The sequence below is a fragment of the Actinobacillus succinogenes 130Z genome (genome assembly GCF_000017245.1).
Lineage (GTDB): Bacteria > Pseudomonadota > Gammaproteobacteria > Enterobacterales > Pasteurellaceae > Exercitatus > Exercitatus succinogenes.
In genome coordinates this window covers 1,040,292-1,062,267 of record NC_009655.1, presented here as the reverse complement: position 1 = coordinate 1,062,267, position 21,976 = coordinate 1,040,292, and the positions used below count along the sequence as shown (strand labels likewise).

Here is a 21,976-nt window from a genome sequence, read left to right as displayed (position 1 = left end):
GCTTATTTCGTTAATAAATCCAAGGCTTCCTGATATTTCGCCACGGTTTTTTCAATCACCTCCGCCGGCACTTTCGGGGCTGGCGGTTGTTTATTCCAACCGCTTTGTTCCAGCCAGTCGCGTACGAATTGCTTGTCGAAAGACGGCGGATTGGTGCCTTCCTTATACGTATCCACCGACCAAAAACGGCTGGAATCCGGCGTCAGCACTTCGTCCATTAAAGTTAAAGTGCCGTTTTCATCCAAACCGAATTCAAATTTGGTGTCGCAAATAATAATGCCTTTGGTTAACGCATACGCCGCCGCTTCTTTGTAAAGGGCGATAGCCGCATCACGCACCTGCGCCGCCAATTCTTTGCCGATTAAGCGTTCGCATTCCGCATAACTGATATTAATGTCGTGATCACCCACTTCTTCTTTGCTGGACGGCGTGAAAATCGGTTCCGGCAGTTTACCGGCTTCCACCAATCCCTTCGGCAATTCCAATCCGCAAATAGTGCCGGTTTGCTGATAATCTTTTAGACCCGAGCCGGTTAAATAACCGCGCACGATAGATTCGATTTTAATCGGTTTCAGGCGTTTCACCACCACCGCGCGGTCTTTCAGCAAATCCGCCTCCGCTTTCGGCAACACATCGTAAACCGAATCTCCGGTAAAATGATTCGGCATAATATGAGCCAGTTTTTTGAACCAGAAATTGGAAATTTGGGTCAGAATTTCACCTTTGTGCGGAATCGGATCGTCCAAAATAACATCGAAAGCGGACAGACGATCCGACGCTACCATCAGCATGCGTTTATCGTCGATTTCATAAAGATCACGCACTTTACCGGAATAAATTTTTTTAAGACTCAGTTCAGCCATTGTGTTCGCCCTTTTGTAATAAGTAAAATTCGCGGCTAATTATAACGTAACCGGCAAACGATTGCATACGGATTTTTATGACAAAAACACAGAGAAAACTCATGAAAAAATAACCGCACTTTTCTCCAACTGTCGGCGATACGGGTTTTCAACGGGAAATTTCAGGGGGATTTATCCTTGCGAAAAGCCTGAAAATAACCGAAAATACGCCCCAATTTTAACCAAGTAAGAATCAATCATGTCATATCCACAAGAAGTCGATAAACGTCGCACCTTTGCGATTATTTCTCACCCCGATGCGGGTAAAACCACTATTACGGAAAAAGTGTTACTGTACGGAAACGCCATTCAAACCGCGGGTTCGGTGAAAGGCAAAGGGTCGCAGGCACACGCGAAATCCGACTGGATGGAAATGGAAAAACAACGTGGAATTTCTATCACTACCTCCGTCATGCAGTTCCCTTATAACGATTGTTTGGTGAATCTGCTCGATACCCCGGGACACGAAGACTTCTCGGAAGACACTTACCGCACGTTAACCGCCGTAGACAGCTGCCTGATGGTGATCGACGCGGCGAAGGGGGTGGAAGATCGCACCATAAAACTAATGGAAGTCACCCGCTTACGCGATACCCCGATTTTAACCTTCATGAATAAGCTCGACCGCGACATTCGCGACCCGATGGAATTATTGGACGAAGTGGAAAGCGTACTGAAAATCCATTGCGCGCCGATCACTTGGCCTATCGGTTGCGGAAAATTATTTAAAGGCGTGTACCACCTTTACAAGGACGAAACCTATTTATACCAAAGCGGGCAAGGTTCCACCATTCAGGAAGTGCGCATTATCAAGGGCTTGGACAACCCGCAACTGGACGCCGCCGTAGGCGCAGATTTAGCGCAACAACTGCGCGAAGAACTGGAATTGGTGCAAGGCGCGTCCAATGAATTTGATCAGGAATTATTTATCGGCGGTGAATTAACGCCGGTGTTTTTCGGCACTGCATTGGGCAACTTCGGGGTGAATCACTTCCTTGACGGCTTGACGCAATGGGCGCCGAAACCGCAAGCGCGCAAAGCGGATACTCGCATCGTAGAAAGTGCGGAGGAAAAATTCACCGGTTTTGTATTCAAAATTCAGGCGAATATGGATCCGAAACACCGTGACCGCGTGGCGTTTATGCGCGTGGTTTCCGGCAAATACGAAAAAGGGATGAAACTCAAACATGTGCGTATCGGCAAAGATGTGGTGATTTCCGACGCCCTTACTTTTATGGCGGGCGATCGCACTCACGCGGAACAAGCCTACGCCGGCGATATTATCGGTTTACACAACCACGGCACCATTCAAATCGGCGACACTTTTACCCAAGGCGAAGATTTGAAATTCACCGGTATTCCGAACTTCGCACCGGAACTGTTCCGTCGTATCCGATTACGCGATCCGCTCAAACAAAAACAATTGTTGAAAGGTCTGGTACAGCTTTCCGAAGAAGGCGCGGTACAGGTATTCCGTCCGCTGGCGAATAACGATCTCATCGTGGGTGCGGTGGGCGTGCTGCAGTTTGACGTGGTGGTCGCGCGCCTGAAAACCGAATATAACGTGGAAGCCGTTTACGAAAACGTGAACGTAGCGACCGCCCGCTGGGTAGAATGTGCCGACGAGAAAAAATTTGAAGAATTCAAACGAAAAAACGAACAAAATCTGGCGCTGGACGGTGGCGACAATCTCACCTATATTGCGCCGACCATGGTGAATCTGAACCTGTCGCAGGAACGTTACCCCGACGTAACATTCTTTAAAACCCGCGAACATTAAAAACGGGTGAAAAACAAAGCCAAAAACGACCGCACTTTTATAACTAATCCGTTATAAAGTGCGGTCATTTTTTCGCCTGTTTTTGATTCTCCAAAACAGCGCTAAATCTCACCGCACTTTGCCTGATATTTGTGATAGAATACCGCTCTTTTTAACGGCTTGCCTTCCGGCAGGCTACTGACTTGAACTCAGACAAACGGAAAATTTATGACATTCAAACCCGAACTGCTCTCTCCCGCAGGCACATTAAAAAATATGCGTTACGCTTTTGCTTACGGCGCAGACGCCATTTATGCGGGACAGCCGCGCTACAGCTTACGCGTGCGCAACAACGAATTTAATCACGAAACCCTAAAACAAGCCATCGACGAAGCGCACAGCTTAGGCAAAAAGTTTTACGTGGTGGTGAATATCGCACCGCATAATTCAAAATTAAAAACTTTCGTCAAAGACGTACAAAAAATCGTCGAAATGAAGCCGGACGCCTTAATCATGTCCGATCCGGGGTTAATTATGCTGGTGCGCGAAAACTTTCCGGAAATTGCCATTCATCTTTCCGTGCAAGCCAACGCGGTAAACTGGGCGACGGTAAAGTTCTGGAAACGAATGGGCTTAACCCGCGTGATTCTTTCGCGCGAACTTTCCATCGACGAAATCGCCGAAATCCGCCGACAAGTGCCGGATATAGAACTGGAAATTTTCGTGCACGGCGCTTTATGTATGGCCTATTCCGGACGCTGCCTGTTATCCGGTTACATCAATAAGCGGGATCCCAACCAAGGCACCTGCACTAACGCCTGTCGCTGGGAATATAAACTGCAGGAAGGTAAAACCGATGATGTAGGCAATATCGTGCCGAAATTCGAACCGGAAATCGACGTCAAAAACGTAGTACCGACTTTAGGCGAAGGCGCGCCGACGGATAAGGTATTCGTTTACACCGAACCGAAACACCCTGACGAACCGATGACGGCATTCGAAGACGAACACGGTACTTACTTTATGAATTCCAAAGATTTACGCGCCGTACAACATGTGGAAACGCTGACCAAATTGGGCGTGCATTCGTTAAAAATCGAAGGACGGACCAAATCCTTCTATTACTGCGCCCGCACCGCCCAGGTTTACCGTAAAGCCATTGATGACGCCGCCGCCGGCAAGCCTTTCGACGAAAGCCTGTTAACCACATTGGAAAGTCTGGCGCACCGCGGTTATACCGAAGGATTCCTGCGCCGTCATACTCATGACGAATACCAAAACTACGATTACGGCTATTCCATTTCCGAACGTCAGCAATTCGTCGGCGAATTTACCGGTAAACGCAACGAACAAGGCATGGCGGAAGTAGCGGTAAAAAACAAATTCCTGCTGGGCGACGAAGTGGAAATGATGACACCGAAAGGCAATATCGTATTCAAAATCAATCGTATGCTGAACCGTAAAGGAGAAATGACGGAAGCCGCCTTAGGTGACGGACATTTTGTCTATTTAGACGTGCCGGAAGACATTCGGTTGGATTACGCCTTATTAATGCGTAATTTGAAAGGTACCAATACCCGTAATCCCCATCAAAAATAATTTAGCCGAAGTCCTTTTTCGGTTTTTCGGAAAAGGACTTTTCTGTTTCTATAATTATTCCGAGAAAATTTTGACATATATCAAGTAAAAGCCAGATCAGGCTTTTCAAGCTGAAACTTTTCCGCTATTATCCGCCTCGTCAAGTAATTGCTTGATATTCATAAAGTTCCTAAATAAAATAATCATAAATAAATAGCTAAACTACTTTCCTACCGTCCTTTTGGACGGTTTTTTTTCGGTCGGAATTTGGTAAAATCGGATAAAATCCGACCGCACATTTTCACTAATTAATCCGATAAATCGCTTACAAATTCTTATGATTTCCAGTAAAATGCAGCGCTTAATTTAAATCATAAAGATGGAATCCGATATGTCATCACAATTTGTTTTTACTATGCATCGCGTAGGCAAAGTTGTTCCGCCGAAGCGTCATATTCTTAAAGATATTTCGTTAAGCTTCTTCCCCGGCGCGAAAATCGGCGTGCTCGGCTTAAACGGTGCGGGTAAATCCACCCTTTTACGCATTATGGCCGGCGTAGACAAAGAATTCGAAGGTGAGGCCCGTCCGCAACCGGGCATTAAAATCGGCTATCTGCCGCAAGAACCGAAATTAGAGCCGACACAAAGCGTACGCGAAGCCATTGAAGAAGCGGTTTCCGAAGTAAAAAACGCTCTGACCCGCTTAGATGAAGTGTATGCCGCTTATGCGGATGAAAACGCGGATTTTGACAAACTCGCGGCCGAACAGGCAAAACTGGAGGCTATTATTCAGGCGCACGACGGTCACAATCTTGATAACCAATTAGAACGTGCGGCGGATGCGTTACGTTTGCCTGAATGGGACGCCAAAATCGAGCATTTATCCGGAGGTGAACGCCGCCGTGTGGCGCTTTGCCGTTTATTGCTGGAAAAACCGGATATGTTGTTATTAGACGAACCGACCAACCACTTGGATGCGGAATCCGTAGCGTGGCTGGAACGCTTCTTACACGACTACGAAGGCACTGTGGTGGCGATTACCCACGACCGCTACTTCTTAGACAACGTAGCAGGCTGGATTTTAGAGCTTGACCGCGGCGAAGGTATTCCTTGGGAAGGCAACTATTCTTCCTGGTTGGAACAAAAAGAAAAGCGTTTAGCGCAAGAACAAGCGGCGGAATCGGCACGCCAAAAATCCATTGAGAAAGAATTGGAATGGGTGCGCCAAAATCCGAAAGGCCGTCAGGCGAAAAGCAAAGCGCGTATGGCGCGTTTTGACGAGTTGAATTCCGGCGAATATCAAAAACGTAACGAAACCAACGAACTCTTTATTCCGCCCGGTCCGCGTCTGGGCGATAAAGTAATCGAAGTGGAACACTTAACCAAATCTTACGGCGATCGTACGTTGATCGACGATTTATCGTTCTCAATCCCGAAAGGAGCGATCGTGGGGATTATCGGGGCGAACGGTGCGGGGAAATCAACCCTATTTCGTATGCTTTCCGGACAAGAGCAACCTGATTCAGGTTCAATCGTAATGGGCGAAACCGTGGTGTTGGCTTCGGTGGATCAGTTCCGCGATTCCATGGACGATAAAAAAACCGTGTGGGAAGAGGTCTCGAACGGACAAGATATTCTCACTATCGGCAATTTCGAAATCCCAAGCCGGGCTTATGTTGGTCGCTTTAACTTTAAAGGCGTGGATCAACAAAAACTCGTGGGCGAATTATCGGGCGGCGAACGCGGACGTTTACATTTGGCAAAACTGCTGCAACGCGGCGGCAACGTGCTGTTATTGGACGAACCGACCAACGACCTGGACGTAGAAACTTTGCGGGCTCTCGAAAATGCGATCCTGGAATTTCCGGGCTGTGCCATGGTTATTTCCCATGACCGCTGGTTCTTAGACCGTATCGCCACTCACATTTTAGATTACGGCGACGAAGGCAAAGTCACTTTCTACGAAGGCAACTTCACCGATTACGAAGAGTGGAAAAAGAAAACCCTTGGTGAAGCGGCAACCCAACCGCATCGTATGAAATATAAACGGATTGCGAAGTAAGCTACCTTAAAGTGCGGTCGATTTTGACCGCACTTTTTGCTATACTCCCCCACGATTTTTCTATTCAAAAAAACTCGGTGGAATCTCACCGCACTTTAAGCAATTATTATGACAGTAAACGATTACGATTCTATTAATATTACGGTGCTGAAAGGCTTGGAGCCCGTGCAAATTCGTCCCGGCATGTATACCGATACCACACGCCCGAACCATTTGGGCCAGGAAGTCATTGATAACAGTGTGGACGAAGCGTTGGCCGGATTTGCGTCAAAAATCGAAGTGGTTTTGCATAGCGATCAATCCCTTGAAGTCACCGATAACGGACGCGGTATGCCGGTGGATATTCATCCGACGGAAAAAATCTCCGGTGTCGAAGTAATTATGACCAAACTGCATGCAGGCGGTAAATTTTCCAATGCCAATTACGAATTCGCCGGCGGTTTACACGGCGTCGGCGTTTCCGTGGTAAATGCGCTCTCCGAACGGGTGGATGTCACCGTACGCCGTGGCGGCCAGGTTTATCACATTGCCTTTGCCGACGGTGAAAAAGTGGAAGAACTCGAAGTGGTCGGTACCTGCGGACGCCGTAATACGGGAACGTCGTTACACTTCAAACCCAATCCGAAATATTTCGACAGCGACAAATTTTCCGTCAGCCGCTTGCGCCATTTATTACGGGCTAAAGCGGTACTGTGTTCGGGGTTAGAAATTAAATTTACCGATCAGGTCAACAATACGGAAGAAAGTTGGTGCTACCAAGACGGACTCTCCGATTATTTGTCGGAAACGGCGGCTGAATTCGTCACTGTGCCGGAAACACCGTTCGTAGGCGAATTCAAAGGTTCCGGCGAAGCGGTGGAATGGGCGTTATTCTGGTTACCCGAAGGCGGCGAGCTGACGACGGAAAGTTACGTCAATCTGATTCCGACCATTCAAGGCGGTACCCATGTTAACGGCTTGCGTAAAGGCTTGATCGACGCCATGGCGGAATTCTGCGAGTTCCACAATTTACTGCCGAAAGGGGTGAAATTAACCGCCGACGATTTGTGGGATCGTTGCGCTTACGTGCTTTCGCTGAAAATGCATGACGCCCAGTTTGCCGGTCAAACCAAAGAACGCTTGTCTTCACGGGAAAGCGCAGTATTTGTCGGCGGTGTAGTAAAAGACGCTTTCAGCTTATGGTTGAATAACAATATGGAGCCGGCGAAATTACTGGCGGAAATGACGATTAATTCCGCTCAACGCCGTTTACGTGCCGCCAAAAAAGTCGTGCGCAAAAAACTCACCTCCGGTCCGGCATTGCCCGGTAAACTTGCAGACTGCTCGCAACAGGATTTGGAACGCACGGAACTGTTTTTAGTGGAAGGTGATTCTGCGGGCGGCTCGGCGAAACAGGCGCGCGATCGCGAATATCAGGCGATTTTACCGTTACGGGGAAAAATTCTGAATACTTGGGAAGTGTCTTCCGAACAGGTTTTAGGTTCCGAAGAAGTGCACAATATCGCCGTTGCCTTGGGGATTGATCCCGACAGTGACGATCTCAGCCAGTTACGTTACGGCAAAGTCTGCATTTTAGCGGATGCCGACAGCGACGGTTTACACATCGCCACCTTGTTATGCGCGTTATTCCTGCGCCATTTCCCTAAACTGGTTGAAGACGGACACGTTTATGTGGCTATGCCGCCCCTTTATCGCATCGATTTAGGCAAAGAAGTGTATTATGCCTTGGACGAAAACGAAAAAGATGCGGTACTCGATCGCTTAAGCGGCAAAAGAGGCAAGCCGAATGTACAGCGTTTCAAAGGACTGGGGGAAATGAATCCGAGTCAGTTACGGGAAACCACCATGGAACCCAGCACCCGCCGATTAGTGCAATTAACTTATGAAGAACCGATAGCGACGGAAAGTGCGGTCAAAAATTCCCAACAAAATGAGACTATCGAATTAATGGATATGCTGCTCAACAAAAAACGGGCGGAAGACCGTAAAAACTGGCTGCAAACCAAAGGTGATCAGGCTGATTTAGAGGTTTAAGCCGGCGCCGTTCCATCCGACAGAATTACGGAGTGCTTATGAAAAACACATTATTAACCGTTTTGCTCGCTTCTCTTTTCATGGTTTCCGCCTCGTCGCAGGCAAATGATCAAAGCGAAAAAACAATCGAAAAACCGACCGCACTTTTCGGTGATTCGGCAACAGCGGATTTGCCCGTTATAGAAGCCGAACTCACTTTCGCGCCTAATGTGCCTAAACCCATCACCCGCAAAGCGCCCGCCCGTGTAGTGGTAAAATTAGAAGCGCTGGAAAAAGTGATGGAAATTATGGACGGTGTACAATTCAAGTACTGGACATTCAACGGCGCAACACCCGCACCCTTTATCCGCGTACGAGAGGGCGACATGGTAGAAGTGCAACTCTCTAATCCGGTGAACTCGAAACTGGCGCACAGCTTGGATTTCCATGCCGTCGCCGCGCCGGAAGGCACGTCGTTAATCAGCAATACTCAACCGGGTCATACCACCACTTTTGCCTTTAAAGCATTGAATCCGGGGTTATATCTTTACCATTGCGGCGCCTTTCCCGGCCCGGCGACCCATATAGGGAAAGGCATGTTCGGTTTATTGTTAGTGGAACCGAAAGAAGGCTTGTCGCCGGCGGATAAAGAATTTTATATCGTACAAAACGAATTCTATACCCGCGGCGGTTTCGGCGAAAAAGGCCTGCAAGTTACCAGCATGGAAAAGGCCGGCTACGAATTGCCGGATTACGTCGTATTTAACGGACACATCAACTCGCTGATGGGCGATAATGTGCTGAAAGCCAAAACCGGCGAAAAAATCCGTTTCTTTATGGGCAACGCGGGGCCGAATAAAATCTCCTCGTTCCATTTAATGGGTAAAACCTTCGACACGGTCTATGTGGAAGGCGGCGATTTGAAAAATCATCATGTCCAAACTACGTTAATCCCTGCCGGCGGCGCTACAATCCTTGAATTCCAAATTAACGTGCCGGGGCAATACACCTTCCTCGACCACAGCATTAACCGCACGGAAAAAGGCGCAAAAGGCATGTTAGTGGTAGAAGGTAAAGAAAATCCGGAAGTTTTCAGCGGCAAAATTAAAGATGAAATTTACAACAAACGAAATCCCGAGGCTGATGTAGACGTGAATTTTCATATGAAATAACCGAAAAACACGTCTTGATTTCGATGCCGTTCTTCGCTTAATTAATATTTTCTACAAAATTTTAAGTCGCTCAGGCATCTCTGATGGAAAATTTGATTAATTATAACGAAAAAGTGCGGTCAAAAATTTAAACGTTTTAATAAATGATTTAAAGATTCCCCTGTCTTTAACGCCCTTTTTTAGAATTGATTTTTAGCTAAATTTCGTTGTTTGAGCGAAGCGAGTTTAGGAATTTAGCGTGAAAAAAATCAAAACTAAAAAAGGAAATAGCGGCAAAATCGGGGCGTATTTCTTTTGCCTACTTTGCTTTGCTCGGGCAAAGAAAAGTAGGTCGCCATCGGCGAAATTCGATATAAATAACCAAACAATTAATAAGTAATCCGCATATAACGGAAATAAAAATGACCAACATCAACTATGAAGGCATCGAACAAATGCCGTTGCGCACTTTCACCGAAAGTGCCTATCTGAATTATTCCATGTACGTCATTATGGATCGTGCGCTACCCTTTATCGGCGACGGCTTGAAACCCGTACAGCGGCGGATTATTTACGCCATGTCCGAATTGGGTTTAAACGCCGCTGCGAAGTACAAAAAATCGGCTCGTACCGTGGGGGATGTATTAGGTAAATTCCACCCGCACGGCGATTCCGCCTGTTATGAAGCCATGGTGCTTATGGCTCAGCCTTTCTCCTACCGTTATCCGCTGGTGGACGGACAAGGAAACTGGGGAGCGCCGGACGATCCGAAATCTTTCGCCGCCATGCGTTACACCGAATCCCGCTTGGCAAAAATTTCCGAAATGCTATTAAGTGAACTGGGACAAGGCACGGTGGATTATCAACCGAACTTTGACGGTACGATTGCCGAACCGCAGTACCTGCCGGCACGCCTGCCTCATATCCTATTAAACGGTACCACCGGTATCGCCGTGGGCATGGCAACGGATATTCCGCCGCACAATCTGAATGAAATCGCCGATGCCGCCGTGATGTTATTAGACAATCCGCACACCACATTAGATGATTTGCTCACGGTCGTACAAGGACCGGACTTCCCGACCGAAGCGGAAATTATCACGCCGAAAAGCGACATTCGAAAACTATACGAACAAGGTCGCGGCTCCGTTAAAATGCGTGCCGTCTGGAAAAAAGAAGACGGCGAAATCGTTATTACCGCCGTGCCGCATCAATCTTCGCCAAGCAAAATTCAACAACAAATCGCCGATCAGATGAATGCGAAAAAACTGCCGATGGTAGAAGACATACGGGATGAGGCGGATCAGGAAAATCCGGTACGTTTAGTCATTGTGCCCCGTTCGAACCGCGTGGACGTTGATGCATTAATGAATCACCTGTTCGCCACGACGGATTTGGAACGCAGTTATCGCGTTAATATGAATATGATCGGGCTGGATCACAAACCGGCGGTGAAGAACTTAGTGCAAATTCTCACGGAATGGTTGCAATTCCGCCGCGCCACCGTCACCCGCCGTTTGCGCCACCGTTTGGATAAGGTATTATCCCGCTTGCATATTTTAGACGGTTTGCTGATTGCATTTCTGAATATTGATGAAGTCATCGACATCATCCGTCACGAAGACGAACCGAAAACAGTATTAATGGCGCGATTCAAGTTAAGCGACGAACAAGCGGAAGCGATTTTAAATCTGCGCTTACGTCATTTAGCAAAACTGGAAGAAACGGAATTAAAAGCGGAAAAAGCCCGGCTTGAAGAAGAACGCCAACATTTAGAACAGATTCTGAGCTCAGAACGTCGGCTTAACACTTTGATAAAAAAAGAAATTCAGCAAGATGCCAAAACCTATGCCAGTACGCGCCGTTCTCCGTTAGTCGAACGTGAAGAAGCTAAGGCCATTTCCGAAACGGAAATGATGCCGGCAGAACCCGTCACCGTCATTTTATCGGAAATGGGATGGGTGCGTTGCGCTAAAGGACATGATATTGACGTCCAGAACTTGAATTATAAAGCCGGCGACAAATATCTCGCTCACGCTTACGGCAAAAGCAATCAGCCGGCGGTATTCATTGACAGCAGCGGGCGCAGTTATGCCGTGGATCCGCTCAGTCTTCCGTCCGCCCGTTCGCAAGGCGAACCGTTGACCGGTAAATTAAATCTGCCTGCGGGCGCTTCAATGGAACAGGTTTTGATCGAAAATGAAAATCAGCCTTTATTGATGGCATCCGATGCAGGCTATGGTTTTATCTGTCAATTTGAAGATTTAATCGCCCGTAACAAAGCGGGAAAAGCCGTGCTAACCTTGCCGGAAAACGCTAAAGTGCTACCGCCGAAAATCATTAAAAATTCGACCGCACTTTTGCTGGCGTTAACCCACGCGGGGAGAATGCTGATGTTCCCGGTACAGGAGCTGCCTTCGCTGTCTAAAGGAAAAGGTAATAAAATCATCGGTATTCCGGCTGCCGATGCCAAAGTGCGGTCGGATTTTGTGGTGAAATTATTACTCATTAGTGAAAATGCCAGTTTAGTTTTCCATTCCGGAAAACGCAAAATCACTTTAAAACCGGAAGATTTACAAAAATTCCGTGCCGAACGCGGACGGCGGGGTTCTAAATTGCCGCGCGGTTTACACAGCGGTGTAAAAATTGAGGTGATCGAACCTAACCGGGATTAAATTTGCCAAAGGCTAAGAAAAAGCGTCGTATTAAAATTTACGACGCTTTTTTATTTCTTTGTTGCCCATAGTAACATCACCAAAAACAAGCCCGAAACGGCGAATTCGATTAATCCTACTTGCTTGGCATTCAATTTTTTATGAGGCAGCCAAGCCGCTCGGATCAACGCCGGAGCAAATGTCAATGCCAGCCGCCAAGATTGACAACAACTCATTGCTACCACGCAGGCGAGGTGAAACCCGACGGAAAGACGAAAATACCGCGGATTTTTCCGTTCGCGTAGCATGGATTTCACATAAAAAGTAATGCCGATGAAAAACAGCGCAGGATAAACCGCCACTTGCAAAGCTTCGGCATTCAATTGCGCCGAACCGAAATAATACGCAGCGACACCGGCTAAAGCAAAAACCGCGATGCCGGCGAAATCGTTCAATAATGCCCGTTCATTCTTGGTTTTCGTATAATAAATATTAACCAGCAACAACGGCAACATTGCCACGCCGAACCATAAAATCTTACTGTTACACCGCAAAACGGGGACACAAAAGACCGCACTTGCCGCGCCGTAAATCCAACTCCAGCGTACATATTGTCGTTTATCTTTAATTTGCGGTTTGAACAGATTCAGAAAAGGATAGGTAAATAAATACAGCGCGCTCCATGCCAACAACAAAAACAGATGCATCCAACGGGGTTGCCCCAGCAGTAAACCGTACAAAAACGGTAACATCGCCATGACGATTGCGCCGTATTGATTTGAAACAAGCAATTTCATTATTGAGAATCATTCCTAAATAAAAGGATTTTAACGACAAAAACCTTAAATTGCTATAATTCCGAGGAATTATTTTGAGAAGAATATATGGACGAAAATTTAATAATGACATTTTAACGAATCAACTACGAAGCGGTCATTCGCTAAAGAACAGTTTATTTCAAAGCAAACGCCGGACCTATCCGCTTGTAAATAGTACCGACGGTAATTAATCAGCGGCCGTGAGAATTCAGTACACATAAGCAAAACATATTGATATCCGGATTTTCTGACCGGGATAGCGGATTACGACGATATAAATTAAGCTTAATATTGTTAAACATCTCAGGTAAATTCAAGTTACACGCCAGTGTGATTAATAAAATCAATATCACTTATATAATTGGCAAAATAAGACATATTTTGGCAAATCGACTTTCTAATTTCTTTGTCCCCAAAACTCTTTTTATATTAGGCTACATTCTTTTTACAACGTAGAAATATTATAGAGAAACATAGTAGCAGAATTATTTTGTGAAATAGATCACAAAACCCAAAGCTCCCCTTTGCAAGCGGTCGTTTTTTTCGCTAGATTTACAAATGTTAAAACACTTAGGGTGTTACGTTAATTCGGCAAGCCTAAGCAAATCGCGTTTAATACGTTGATTTGCTTAGGCTTTTTTATTGCCTTAAAGATTTGAAACTTTAAGAGGAAATGATTATGGCTAAAGATTTTAGCAAACTCGCACAAGAGATTCTCCGATTCGTCGGCGGAGAACAAAATATTCATTCGCTGGTACACTGCGCCACCCGTTTGCGCTTTGTATTGAAAGAACGTGCCAAAGCGGATAAAGCACGGCTGGAACAAACCGCCGGTGTTATTAGTGTGGTAGAAAGCGGCGGGCAGTTCCAAATTGTGATCGGCAATAATGTGCCGAAAGTATATGCGGAGATTATGAAAATCGCAGACATTCAAGCAGGCGATGCCGCCGATTTGCCTAAACCGTCATTGATAAATCGAGGAATCGATTTTCTTGCCGGTTCATTTACTCCTCTTATCGGGGTGATGGCGGGAGCCGGTATTTTAAAAGGCTTAATTGCAATTTTGCAGGTTTCGGGCTTATTGGATCCGGCTTCAGGCACATTCACCGTGCTGGACGCGGCAGCCAGTTCAACCTTCTATTTCTTACCTATTTTGCTCGCCATTACTTGTGCGGCCAAAGTGAAAGCCAGCCCTTATATTGCGGTCGCAGTTGCCGCAGCGTTAGTTTACCCGAGTATTGTTGAGGTGAGCTCAAGCGGCAAACCGTTAGACTTTTTAGGTTTTGAATTAGCTACGATGACTTATACCTACAGCGTAATTCCGATTCTGATTGCGGTATGGGCTCAATCTTATATTCAACGCTTTTTCGAAAATCTTTGGCACGAATCTGTCCGCAATTTCTTTGCTCCCGCCTGTACCTTGTTAGTTGTAGTACCGCTCACTTTAGCCGTTATCGGGCCTGTCGGCGGTGCTATCGGACATGGAATCGCAACGGTATTGGCTTGGCTATATGCCGCCAGCCCGATAGCCACCGGTCTTGTTGTCGGAGCATTATGGCAAGTATTGGTGATCTTCGGCATCCATTGGAGCATCGTACCGATTATGATCAACAATATGGCGGTTGTCGGTTTCGATTTAATCGGCCCGTTAACGGCAGCTGCGGTGTTAGGACAAGCGGGGGCAACTTTCGCCGTCTTCCTGAAATCACGCAATAAAGAGATTAAATCACTTGCCGGTTCAACCACATTCAGCGGCGTGCTTGGTATTACCGAACCCCTTATTTACGGCATCACCCTACGCTTTAAAAAACCCTTTGTATGCGGTGTGCTAGGCGGTGCTATCGGCGGTGCGGTTATCGGTTGGGGCGGCACTAAAATGTTTGCTTTCGGCTTCTCCGGTTTATTGCTTTACCCTGTTATTATCGGCGAAGGTTCAAATATTGTGATGTACACCGTTGGAATGGCCGTTGCTTTTATTGTAGCAGGCATACTGACTTATCTGTTCGGTTACAGCGATACAATGCTGCCGCAACAAACTGCGGATACGGCAACAAAACCTGAAAAACCGAATAACGCCCGGGTTTCTACGATTCCACTCGAAAAATTTAATTTAGTCAGCCCATTAGAAGGCAATATTCACAAATTAACGGATATTCAAGATCCGATGTTCGCCTCTGAAGCGTTAGGAAAAGGGGTGGCGATTGAACCGACCAAAGGCGAGTTAATTTCGCCGGTAAACGGCACGATCAGCTCCGTATTTCCAACTAAGCACGCCTACAATATTGTGTCTGACGACGGTTTAGAAATCTTAATTCATATCGGAATGGATACGGTACAGCTAAACGGAAAACATTTTGAAACTTTCGTGAAAGACGGCGATAGAATTCAAGTCGGACAACGGCTCGGCACCTTTGATATTAATGCTATTAAAGCGGCAGGTTACAGCATAGTAACACCGGTGATTATTGCCAACAGCGAAGATTACCTTGACGTTATCGCCAGCCAAGAGCCGCATATTTATCAAAACGAGCCGTTGATTAAAGTATTGCTTAATAAATCATAATCTTACAAGCGGTTAGATTTTTAGCACTTTTTGCAAAATAAATTATAAATTTAACCCCTTGTTTTTAGGAGAAATAATGAAAAAAATTATTTTTTTAGATGTGGACGGCACTTTAGTAAATTATCAAAATGAAGTGCCGAAATCTGCGGTTAAAGCTATTCAAACAGCTCGTCAAAAAGAACATAAAGTTTTTATCTGCACTGGACGGAGTCGGGCGGAAGTTTCGCCTGATCTGTGGGCAATTGGTCTTGACGGAATGATTGGCGGCAATGGCAGCTATGTGGAATATCAAAATGAAGTGGTGATGCACCAGCTGATCCCCGCAGAAACGGCGCATAAAGTGGTCGATTGGCTCACGGCAAGAGGCTTGGCTTTTTATTTAGAAAGCAATAACGGCTTATTCGCCAGCCCCGATTTTGAAGAAAAAGCCGAACCTGTGCTGGAAATCTACACCGCCCGTAAAGGAATGAAAAAGGCAAGCGTGCGTGAACTCATGCACGGCATTATTTTCGGCGGCGAACTCTACCGCAACGATTTAAACAAAGTGAGTTTTATCTTAAACAGCTACCAAGATCACCTGGATTCCGCCGCCGCTTTTCCGGAACTGAAAGCCGGCACTTGGGGCGGCGTGGGCGAAACCGCACTATTTGGCGATTTAGGGGTAAAAGAGATTGATAAAGGTTATGCGATTTCCGTTTTACTTGATCACCTTGGCGCAAGCCGGGCGGATACTTTTGCTTTCGGCGATGCCAAAATCGATATTCCGATGCTGGAATATTGTGCTATAGGCGTGGCGATGGGTAACGGCGGTGACGAAATCAAAGCAATGGCGAATTTTGTGACTGACGATGTGGATAATGACGGGTTATATAAGGCATTTGAAAAATTCGGACTTCTGTAATTTATTTTGTGAGGCGGATCACAAAACAGCATTATCCCCTTTGCAAGCGGTTAAATTTTTCGTTAGATTTACAAATAGTAAAAACACTTAGGGTGTTACGTTAATTCGGCAAGCCTAAGCAAGATAAAACACTACTTCAGTACTTTATCTTGCTTAGGCTTTTTTGTTATAAAAACAAATTGAGGATTTCAAAATGAGTAGCTTAAAACCATTTCCAACCGATTTTTTATGGGGCGGAGCCACCGCAGCCAACCAAATTGAAGGTGGCTTTGATCAAGGTGGAAAAGGGTTATCATCGGCAGATATGGTAGCCTATGTACCGAAAGCGGAACGAGGCGCCCACAGTGCGGCGATTGAGGTCGGTTCACAGCGTATTGACGATATTTTATCCGGTAAATTCCGAGCCCGTTTCCCAAAACGGGAGGGGATAGATTTCTATCATAAATATAAAGACGATATCGCCCTGTTTGGTGAAATGGGCTTTAAAATGTTCCGTATTTCCATTCATTGGGCGCGCATTTTCCCGAACGGATATGACGAGCAACCGAATGAAGCGGGTTTACAATATTACGACGATATGTTCGATGAAATGCTCAAACACGGCATTCAGCCGATGGTAACGCTATGCCATTATGAAATCCCGCTTGGTTTGGTGCAAAAATATAACGGCTTCGTTTCACGCGAAGTGGTCGGGCATTTTGTGCGCTATGCCGAGACAGTATTTAACCGTTATAAAGAAAAAGTAAAATATTGGCTGACTTTTAATGAAATCAATATGATTACAATGCACAGCCCCTACACCGGCGGCGGAATCGTGCTTGATCGTATTCCGGAAGCAGAACGTGAAAATGCGAAATATCAAGCACTTCACCATCAATTTGTCGCTAGTGCATTAGCCACCAAAGCCCTGCACGAGATCATTCCTGATGCGAAAATGGGTTGTATGTTAGCTCGCCAACTTCACTATGCTTTAACCGCAGATCCGCAAGATCAGCGTTTGGCTCAATGGGGCAATCAACAAAACTTATTCTTTACTGATGTACACGTTCGTGGCGAATATCCACGCTATATGTTACGCCACTGGGCGGAAAACAATGTGCATATCCAAAAAGAAGCAGGTGATGATGCCGTTTTAAAACAGTATCCTGTCGATTTTATTTCTTTTAGCTACTATATGTCGGTTTGTGTAACAACGCATGACGAAGGGGAAAAAGTAGGTGGTAACTTAATTGAAGGGGTAAGAAATCCGTATCTTACCGTTTCGGATTGGGGCTGGCAAATCGACCCTGTCGGGTTGCGTATTACCCTAAACGACTTATATGATCGCTACCAAAAACCGCTTTTTATTGTGGAAAACGGATTAGGTGCTTACGACAAAGTCGAAGCGGACGGGGCTATTCACGACAGCTACCGTATTGATTATCTCCGCTCTCACATCGCTCAAATGCAAGAAGCGATCAGTGATGGCGTTGAGTTACTCGGTTATTTGGAATGGGGTCCGATTGACCTTGTCAGTATGTCTACCTCGGAGATGTCAAAACGCTACGGATTTATTTACGTTGATATTGACGATGACGGCAACGGCACCGGTAAACGTTCGCCGAAAGACTCTTTCTATTGGTATAAAAAAGTGATTGCATCAAACGGTGCGGATCTGTCTTAATCCTTATCGACACAAGCGGTTGAATTTTGTAGAATTTTTACAAAATCCGACCGCTTGGCGAGGTTTTATTATGCTTAAAATTACCAAGATCTTTAATAACAATGCGATTCAAGCTGAAAATGAACTTCAAACCGAGCTTGTTGTGCTTGGAAAAGGTGTCGCATTCGGTAAAAAAGTCGGTGATTCGGCAGACGAAAGTTTGGTAGAGAAAACCTTTAGCCTTAATAAGAGCCTGTTTGCCGGCCGTTTAACCGAAATTTTAAGCGAAATTCCGCAAGAATATTTTCAACTCACCAATTGCGTAGTCGATTTTGCCAACCAACAACTTGGTACGACTCTGTCAAACAGTATTTTTGTCAGCCTGCCCGATCATATTTTCCACGCCGTCGAACGAGCCAAACAGAATCAAACCGTGCCAAACGGCTTATTGTTTGAAATTCAACGTCTTTATAAACAAGAGTTTGCCATCGGTTTATATACTCTGCAGTTAATTGAAAAACGTTTTGGCGTGCAAATGACGGAAGATGAAGCGGGTTTTATCGCGCTGCATATTTTTAATGCCCGCACCGACGGCTCGACAATGGCGGATACCTATAAAGCCACTCAAATGATCAAAGATATTTTAAATATGGTCGGCTACCATTTTAATTTAGTGTTAGATGAAAACAGCTACGATTACGCTCGTTTTCTCACCCATTTACAACATTTCGCCCAGCGTTTCTTTGTAAATTCCGAGCCTGCCTCAGGCGATGATTTTCTTTACCGACAAACAAAAATCGCCTATCCGAAAGCCTATCAATGCGTTGAAAAAATTAATAAATATCTTACTGCAAACTATCACAAACCGTTAAATGAGGATGAACAACTTTATTTGATGATCCATATACGGCGTATAATTTCGCATCAACAATAACTAGCTGAATTTACCGAAAATTTCAGTATTACGTACCGGTTGCGCAAACTCGGATCTAATATTAGCCACAGAAAGCTTAATCACTCCCGCCGAAAATGTTATAAAAAATCCTTCGGAATAAAGTTTCTTGTTAAGCTCCTGATAAAAATAACTTATCGGGAACCGATGATTGCTTAATTAGTTAATCATTACACAATGATTTACATGTCTATAAACCTTCAAAAACGGAAAAGTGTTCTGTCTCATAAAACTTATAACCGATTTTAGCTTATCAGGCCTATTATTTTTATCGTCACACCGGACGAATACTGTCCAAATCCAGATGCGCGTCGAATGCCTGCTGCAGTAATTTTACCTTTTTATCCGCCTGTAAATCCTGCCGTGCCCGCTCGCTGAGTTCATGATAAATCTGACGTCGATAATCCAGTGGCGTCGGTCGTCGTTCGTCATCGTTCAGTTCGATTTTTAGCCGCAAATCTTTGCCGTAATAAACTTTCAATGCTGCTTGCAAAGCTTCTATGGCACTTTCACGTTGCAGATGTTTTTGGTTGGAACGCAATCCCAGCACAATTTCAGAATCGGTTTGTGCCAAAATCACGGAATTCAACGCGATTTGTTTAACCAATTTCAAATGATCCAACCCTAAATGTTCCACGGTTTTTGTCCAATCATCCCGTTCTTCCGCCAGAGCAATGACCTTTTTCACCAGCTCGGGCGTTTTTTCTTTTAAAATCGCCTGTTTGATTTCCGAAGGACGAATCACATTCTCCGCTTCCGCCATTTCGGGATTTATCCACTCCCATCGGTAAGTCTCGGCAAGATTGGCATCGTCACTATCATCCTCATTCTCCGTTTCCTGCGTACTATCGGAGACGGGTTTCGAAACCGATTTACGCTTTACAGCGGGATTTAGGTTGTCCTGCGCTTGTTGTGCAAGACTTGCCAAACGGTCAATTAAATCCGTTTGCGGACGTTCTTTCTGCGGCATAGAAACCACCGGCAACTCATGCGCCTGTACAGCCGGCTGAGGTTGTTCGAAACCGGTTTTTTCTTCAGTTGATGCTGCGGACCGCACACTGGCACGCAAACGCTCAATTTGCGCTAAAGCATTTAGTGCGTTTGAAGTTGATTTACCGGAGAGATTACCGGGAGGGGATTGCTCGCGTTGAGGCGTAGCGGAAACACGTAAATGCTGATTATAAACAGGCATTTCCACCAAATTAATTGTTTTTTTGACCGCACTTTCCTTTTCCGGGTGAGCGCGTGCCGAGTCTTGTACGGTAGAATTTACTTGATGTTCAGCGGGCTCTGCCCGACTAAACTTTGGGTGGAAAGCTAACGCTCGCAATAATGTCATTTCCGCCCCGATGCGCCGATTCGGTGCAAATGCCAATTCTTTGCGACCCATGGTGACAATCTGGTAGAAAAATTGAATATTCTCGGGAGAGATGTGTTTTGCTAAAAATCCCAACTGACTTTCTTCGTCGATACGGTTCGGCAGCAATTGCAACATGGCAATTTGGTGCAAAGCCTCGCCCACTTCAATCAGCAATTCATCCCAATCCGCCCCATTATCCGCAACGGCTTGAATACCCTGCATGAGTTTTTCGCCGTTTCCTTGATGTAAGGCGTAAAGGATTTCGATAGGTTGGTTATCATCCAACAACCCTAGCATGATATTAACTACATCGACCCGAATATCGGCATTAGACATAGCAATAGCCTGATCCGTTAAACTTAAGCTATCGCGAACGCTGCCCTGCGCCGCTTTGGCGATCTTACCAAGTGCGGTCGGTTCGAAGGGAATTTTTTCCTGGGTAAGAATATTCGCCAAATGCTGAGCGATTTGCTGCTGAGACAATGCTTTCAGGTGGAACTGCATACAACGCGATAAAATCGTAATCGGCAGTTTTTGCGGATCCGTCGTGGCCAACAGGAATTTTACATATTCCGGCGGCTCTTCCAAGGTTTTTAGCAATGCATTGAAAGAATGGCGGGAAAGCATATGTACTTCGTCTATGAGATAGACTTTATAACGCCCCTGTACCGGCTTATACTGAACATTGTCAAGCAATTCGCGGGTGTCTTCCACTTTAGTACGGGAAGCGGCGTCGATTTCAATCAAATCGATAAAATTTCCGTTTTCAATGGCTTTGCAATGTTCGCATTCACCGCAAGGCTCGGCAGTCACGCCGTGAATACAGTTCAGCCCCTTGGCAAGCAACCGGGCGATGGAGGTTTTTCCTACGCCGCGCGTGCCGGAAAATAAATAAGCGTGATGCAGGCGGTTTTCTTTCAAGCCGTTAGCCAATGCGGTCAAGATATGCTCTTGTCCGATAACCTGATGAAAATTTTGAGGACGCCACTTACGGGCTAAAACCTGATAACTCACGCTTCTTTCCTGATAAAAATAAAATTAGTGACCGGCAAAATCCACTAAAGTAAAAGGCTCTACACCCTGTTTGCGTAACCGTTCACCGCCACCTAAATCGGGCAGATTGATAACAAACGCAGCATGCTTTACATCGCCACCGAGACGATTCACCAATTTAATGCATGCTTCCACCGTGCCGCCCGTTGCCAGTAAATCATCAATCACTAACACATTGTCGCCTTTCTGAATGGCGTCCGCATGGATTTCCAATTTATCTTCTCCATATTCCAGTTGATAGCTTTGTGAAATCACTTCGCGCGGCAGCTTGCCCGGTTTGCGCACCAAAATAAACGGCAAACCCAAAGCAACGGCAACCGGCGCACCGAATATAAAACCGCGGGATTCGGTACCGATGATTTTAGTGATACCTTTATGACGAAACGCTTCGGCAATCAAATTAACCGTTGCGGTAAACGCTTCCGGAATTTCCGTCAAGCTGGTAATATCACGGAAAATAATGCCTTCCTTAGGGTAGTTGGGAATAGATTTAATTGATGATTTAATAAGATCTAATTGTTTGTTCATAATATTGATAACAAAAGTGCGGCCGAAATTCCGACCGAAT

14 protein-coding genes are annotated in these 21,976 nt (G+C 45.7%); 10 read left to right on the top strand and 4 right to left on the bottom strand.

The window, feature by feature from the left end:
• Window positions 1-2: 2 nt before the first annotated feature.
• On the bottom strand, window positions 3-863 hold the full coding sequence (locus tag ASUC_RS05095) for a phosphoribosylaminoimidazolesuccinocarboxamide synthase (protein ID WP_012072728.1): 861 nt from the start codon (window positions 861-863) through the stop codon (window positions 3-5).
• Between the two features lie 238 nt (window positions 864-1,101).
• On the opposite strand from ASUC_RS05095, the gene prfC reads away from it, so the two are divergent.
• From prfC to parC, 6 genes are all read left to right on the top strand, one after another.
• Window positions 1,102-2,682: a peptide chain release factor 3 gene (gene prfC / locus ASUC_RS05090; RefSeq protein WP_012072727.1), complete on the top strand. Its 1,581-nt coding sequence runs from the start codon at window positions 1,102-1,104 to the stop codon at window positions 2,680-2,682.
• 207 nt (window positions 2,683-2,889) lie between these two features.
• Window positions 2,890-4,260 (top strand): prephenate-dependent tRNA uridine(34) hydroxylase TrhP, encoded by a 1,371-nt coding sequence (gene trhP, locus ASUC_RS05085; RefSeq protein WP_012072726.1) that lies wholly within the window; start codon window positions 2,890-2,892, stop codon window positions 4,258-4,260.
• A gap of 370 nt (window positions 4,261-4,630) precedes the next feature.
• On the top strand, window positions 4,631-6,301 hold the full coding sequence (gene ettA / locus ASUC_RS05080; protein ID WP_041834613.1) for an energy-dependent translational throttle protein EttA: 1,671 nt from the start codon (window positions 4,631-4,633) through the stop codon (window positions 6,299-6,301).
• Window positions 6,302-6,409: 108 nt separating this feature from the next.
• Window positions 6,410-8,335: a DNA topoisomerase IV subunit B gene (parE, locus tag ASUC_RS05075; protein ID WP_012072724.1), complete on the top strand. Its 1,926-nt coding sequence runs from the start codon at window positions 6,410-6,412 to the stop codon at window positions 8,333-8,335.
• A gap of 38 nt (window positions 8,336-8,373) precedes the next feature.
• Window positions 8,374-9,486, top strand: coding sequence for a copper-containing nitrite reductase (gene nirK / locus ASUC_RS05070; RefSeq protein ID WP_012072723.1), 1,113 nt, complete (start codon window positions 8,374-8,376; stop codon window positions 9,484-9,486).
• Window positions 9,487-9,887: 401 nt separating this feature from the next.
• The gene (gene parC, locus ASUC_RS05065) at window positions 9,888-12,140 is read left to right on the top strand and encodes a DNA topoisomerase IV subunit A (protein WP_012072722.1); all 2,253 of its coding nucleotides are present in this window, start codon (window positions 9,888-9,890) and stop codon (window positions 12,138-12,140) included.
• Window positions 12,141-12,190: 50 nt separating this feature from the next.
• Here the strand turns inward: parC and ASUC_RS05060 are convergent, their stop codons facing one another.
• Complete coding sequence (locus tag ASUC_RS05060; protein ID WP_012072721.1) at window positions 12,191-12,916, bottom strand: YwiC-like family protein; 726 nt, start codon at window positions 12,914-12,916, stop codon at window positions 12,191-12,193.
• Window positions 12,917-13,616: 700 nt separating this feature from the next.
• On the opposite strand from ASUC_RS05060, the gene ASUC_RS05055 reads away from it, so the two are divergent.
• The 4 genes from ASUC_RS05055 to licT all read left to right on the top strand — a co-directional run bounded on the left by ASUC_RS05055 (window position 13,617) and on the right by licT (window position 18,977).
• Window positions 13,617-15,500, top strand: a complete 1,884-nt coding sequence (locus ASUC_RS05055) for a beta-glucoside-specific PTS transporter subunit IIABC (RefSeq protein ID WP_012072720.1) — start codon at window positions 13,617-13,619, stop codon at window positions 15,498-15,500.
• Between the two features lie 76 nt (window positions 15,501-15,576).
• Complete coding sequence (locus ASUC_RS05050; RefSeq protein ID WP_012072719.1) at window positions 15,577-16,401, top strand: Cof-type HAD-IIB family hydrolase; 825 nt, start codon at window positions 15,577-15,579, stop codon at window positions 16,399-16,401.
• 193 nt (window positions 16,402-16,594) lie between these two features.
• Window positions 16,595-18,064, top strand: coding sequence for a glycoside hydrolase family 1 protein (locus ASUC_RS05045; RefSeq protein ID WP_012072718.1), 1,470 nt, complete (start codon window positions 16,595-16,597; stop codon window positions 18,062-18,064).
• 70 nt (window positions 18,065-18,134) lie between these two features.
• On the top strand, window positions 18,135-18,977 hold the full coding sequence (licT, locus tag ASUC_RS05040) for a BglG family transcription antiterminator LicT (RefSeq protein ID WP_012072717.1): 843 nt from the start codon (window positions 18,135-18,137) through the stop codon (window positions 18,975-18,977).
• A 292-nt stretch (window positions 18,978-19,269) separates the two neighbouring features.
• On the opposite strand, the gene dnaX is transcribed toward licT, so the two are convergent.
• Entirely contained in the window at window positions 19,270-21,369 is a 2,100-nt protein-coding gene (dnaX, locus tag ASUC_RS05035) for a DNA polymerase III subunit gamma/tau (RefSeq protein ID WP_012072716.1), read from the bottom strand.
• A 24-nt stretch (window positions 21,370-21,393) separates the two neighbouring features.
• The gene (gene apt / locus ASUC_RS05030; RefSeq protein ID WP_012072715.1) at window positions 21,394-21,936 is read right to left on the bottom strand and encodes an adenine phosphoribosyltransferase; all 543 of its coding nucleotides are present in this window, start codon (window positions 21,934-21,936) and stop codon (window positions 21,394-21,396) included.
• Window positions 21,937-21,976 lie beyond the last annotated feature (40 nt).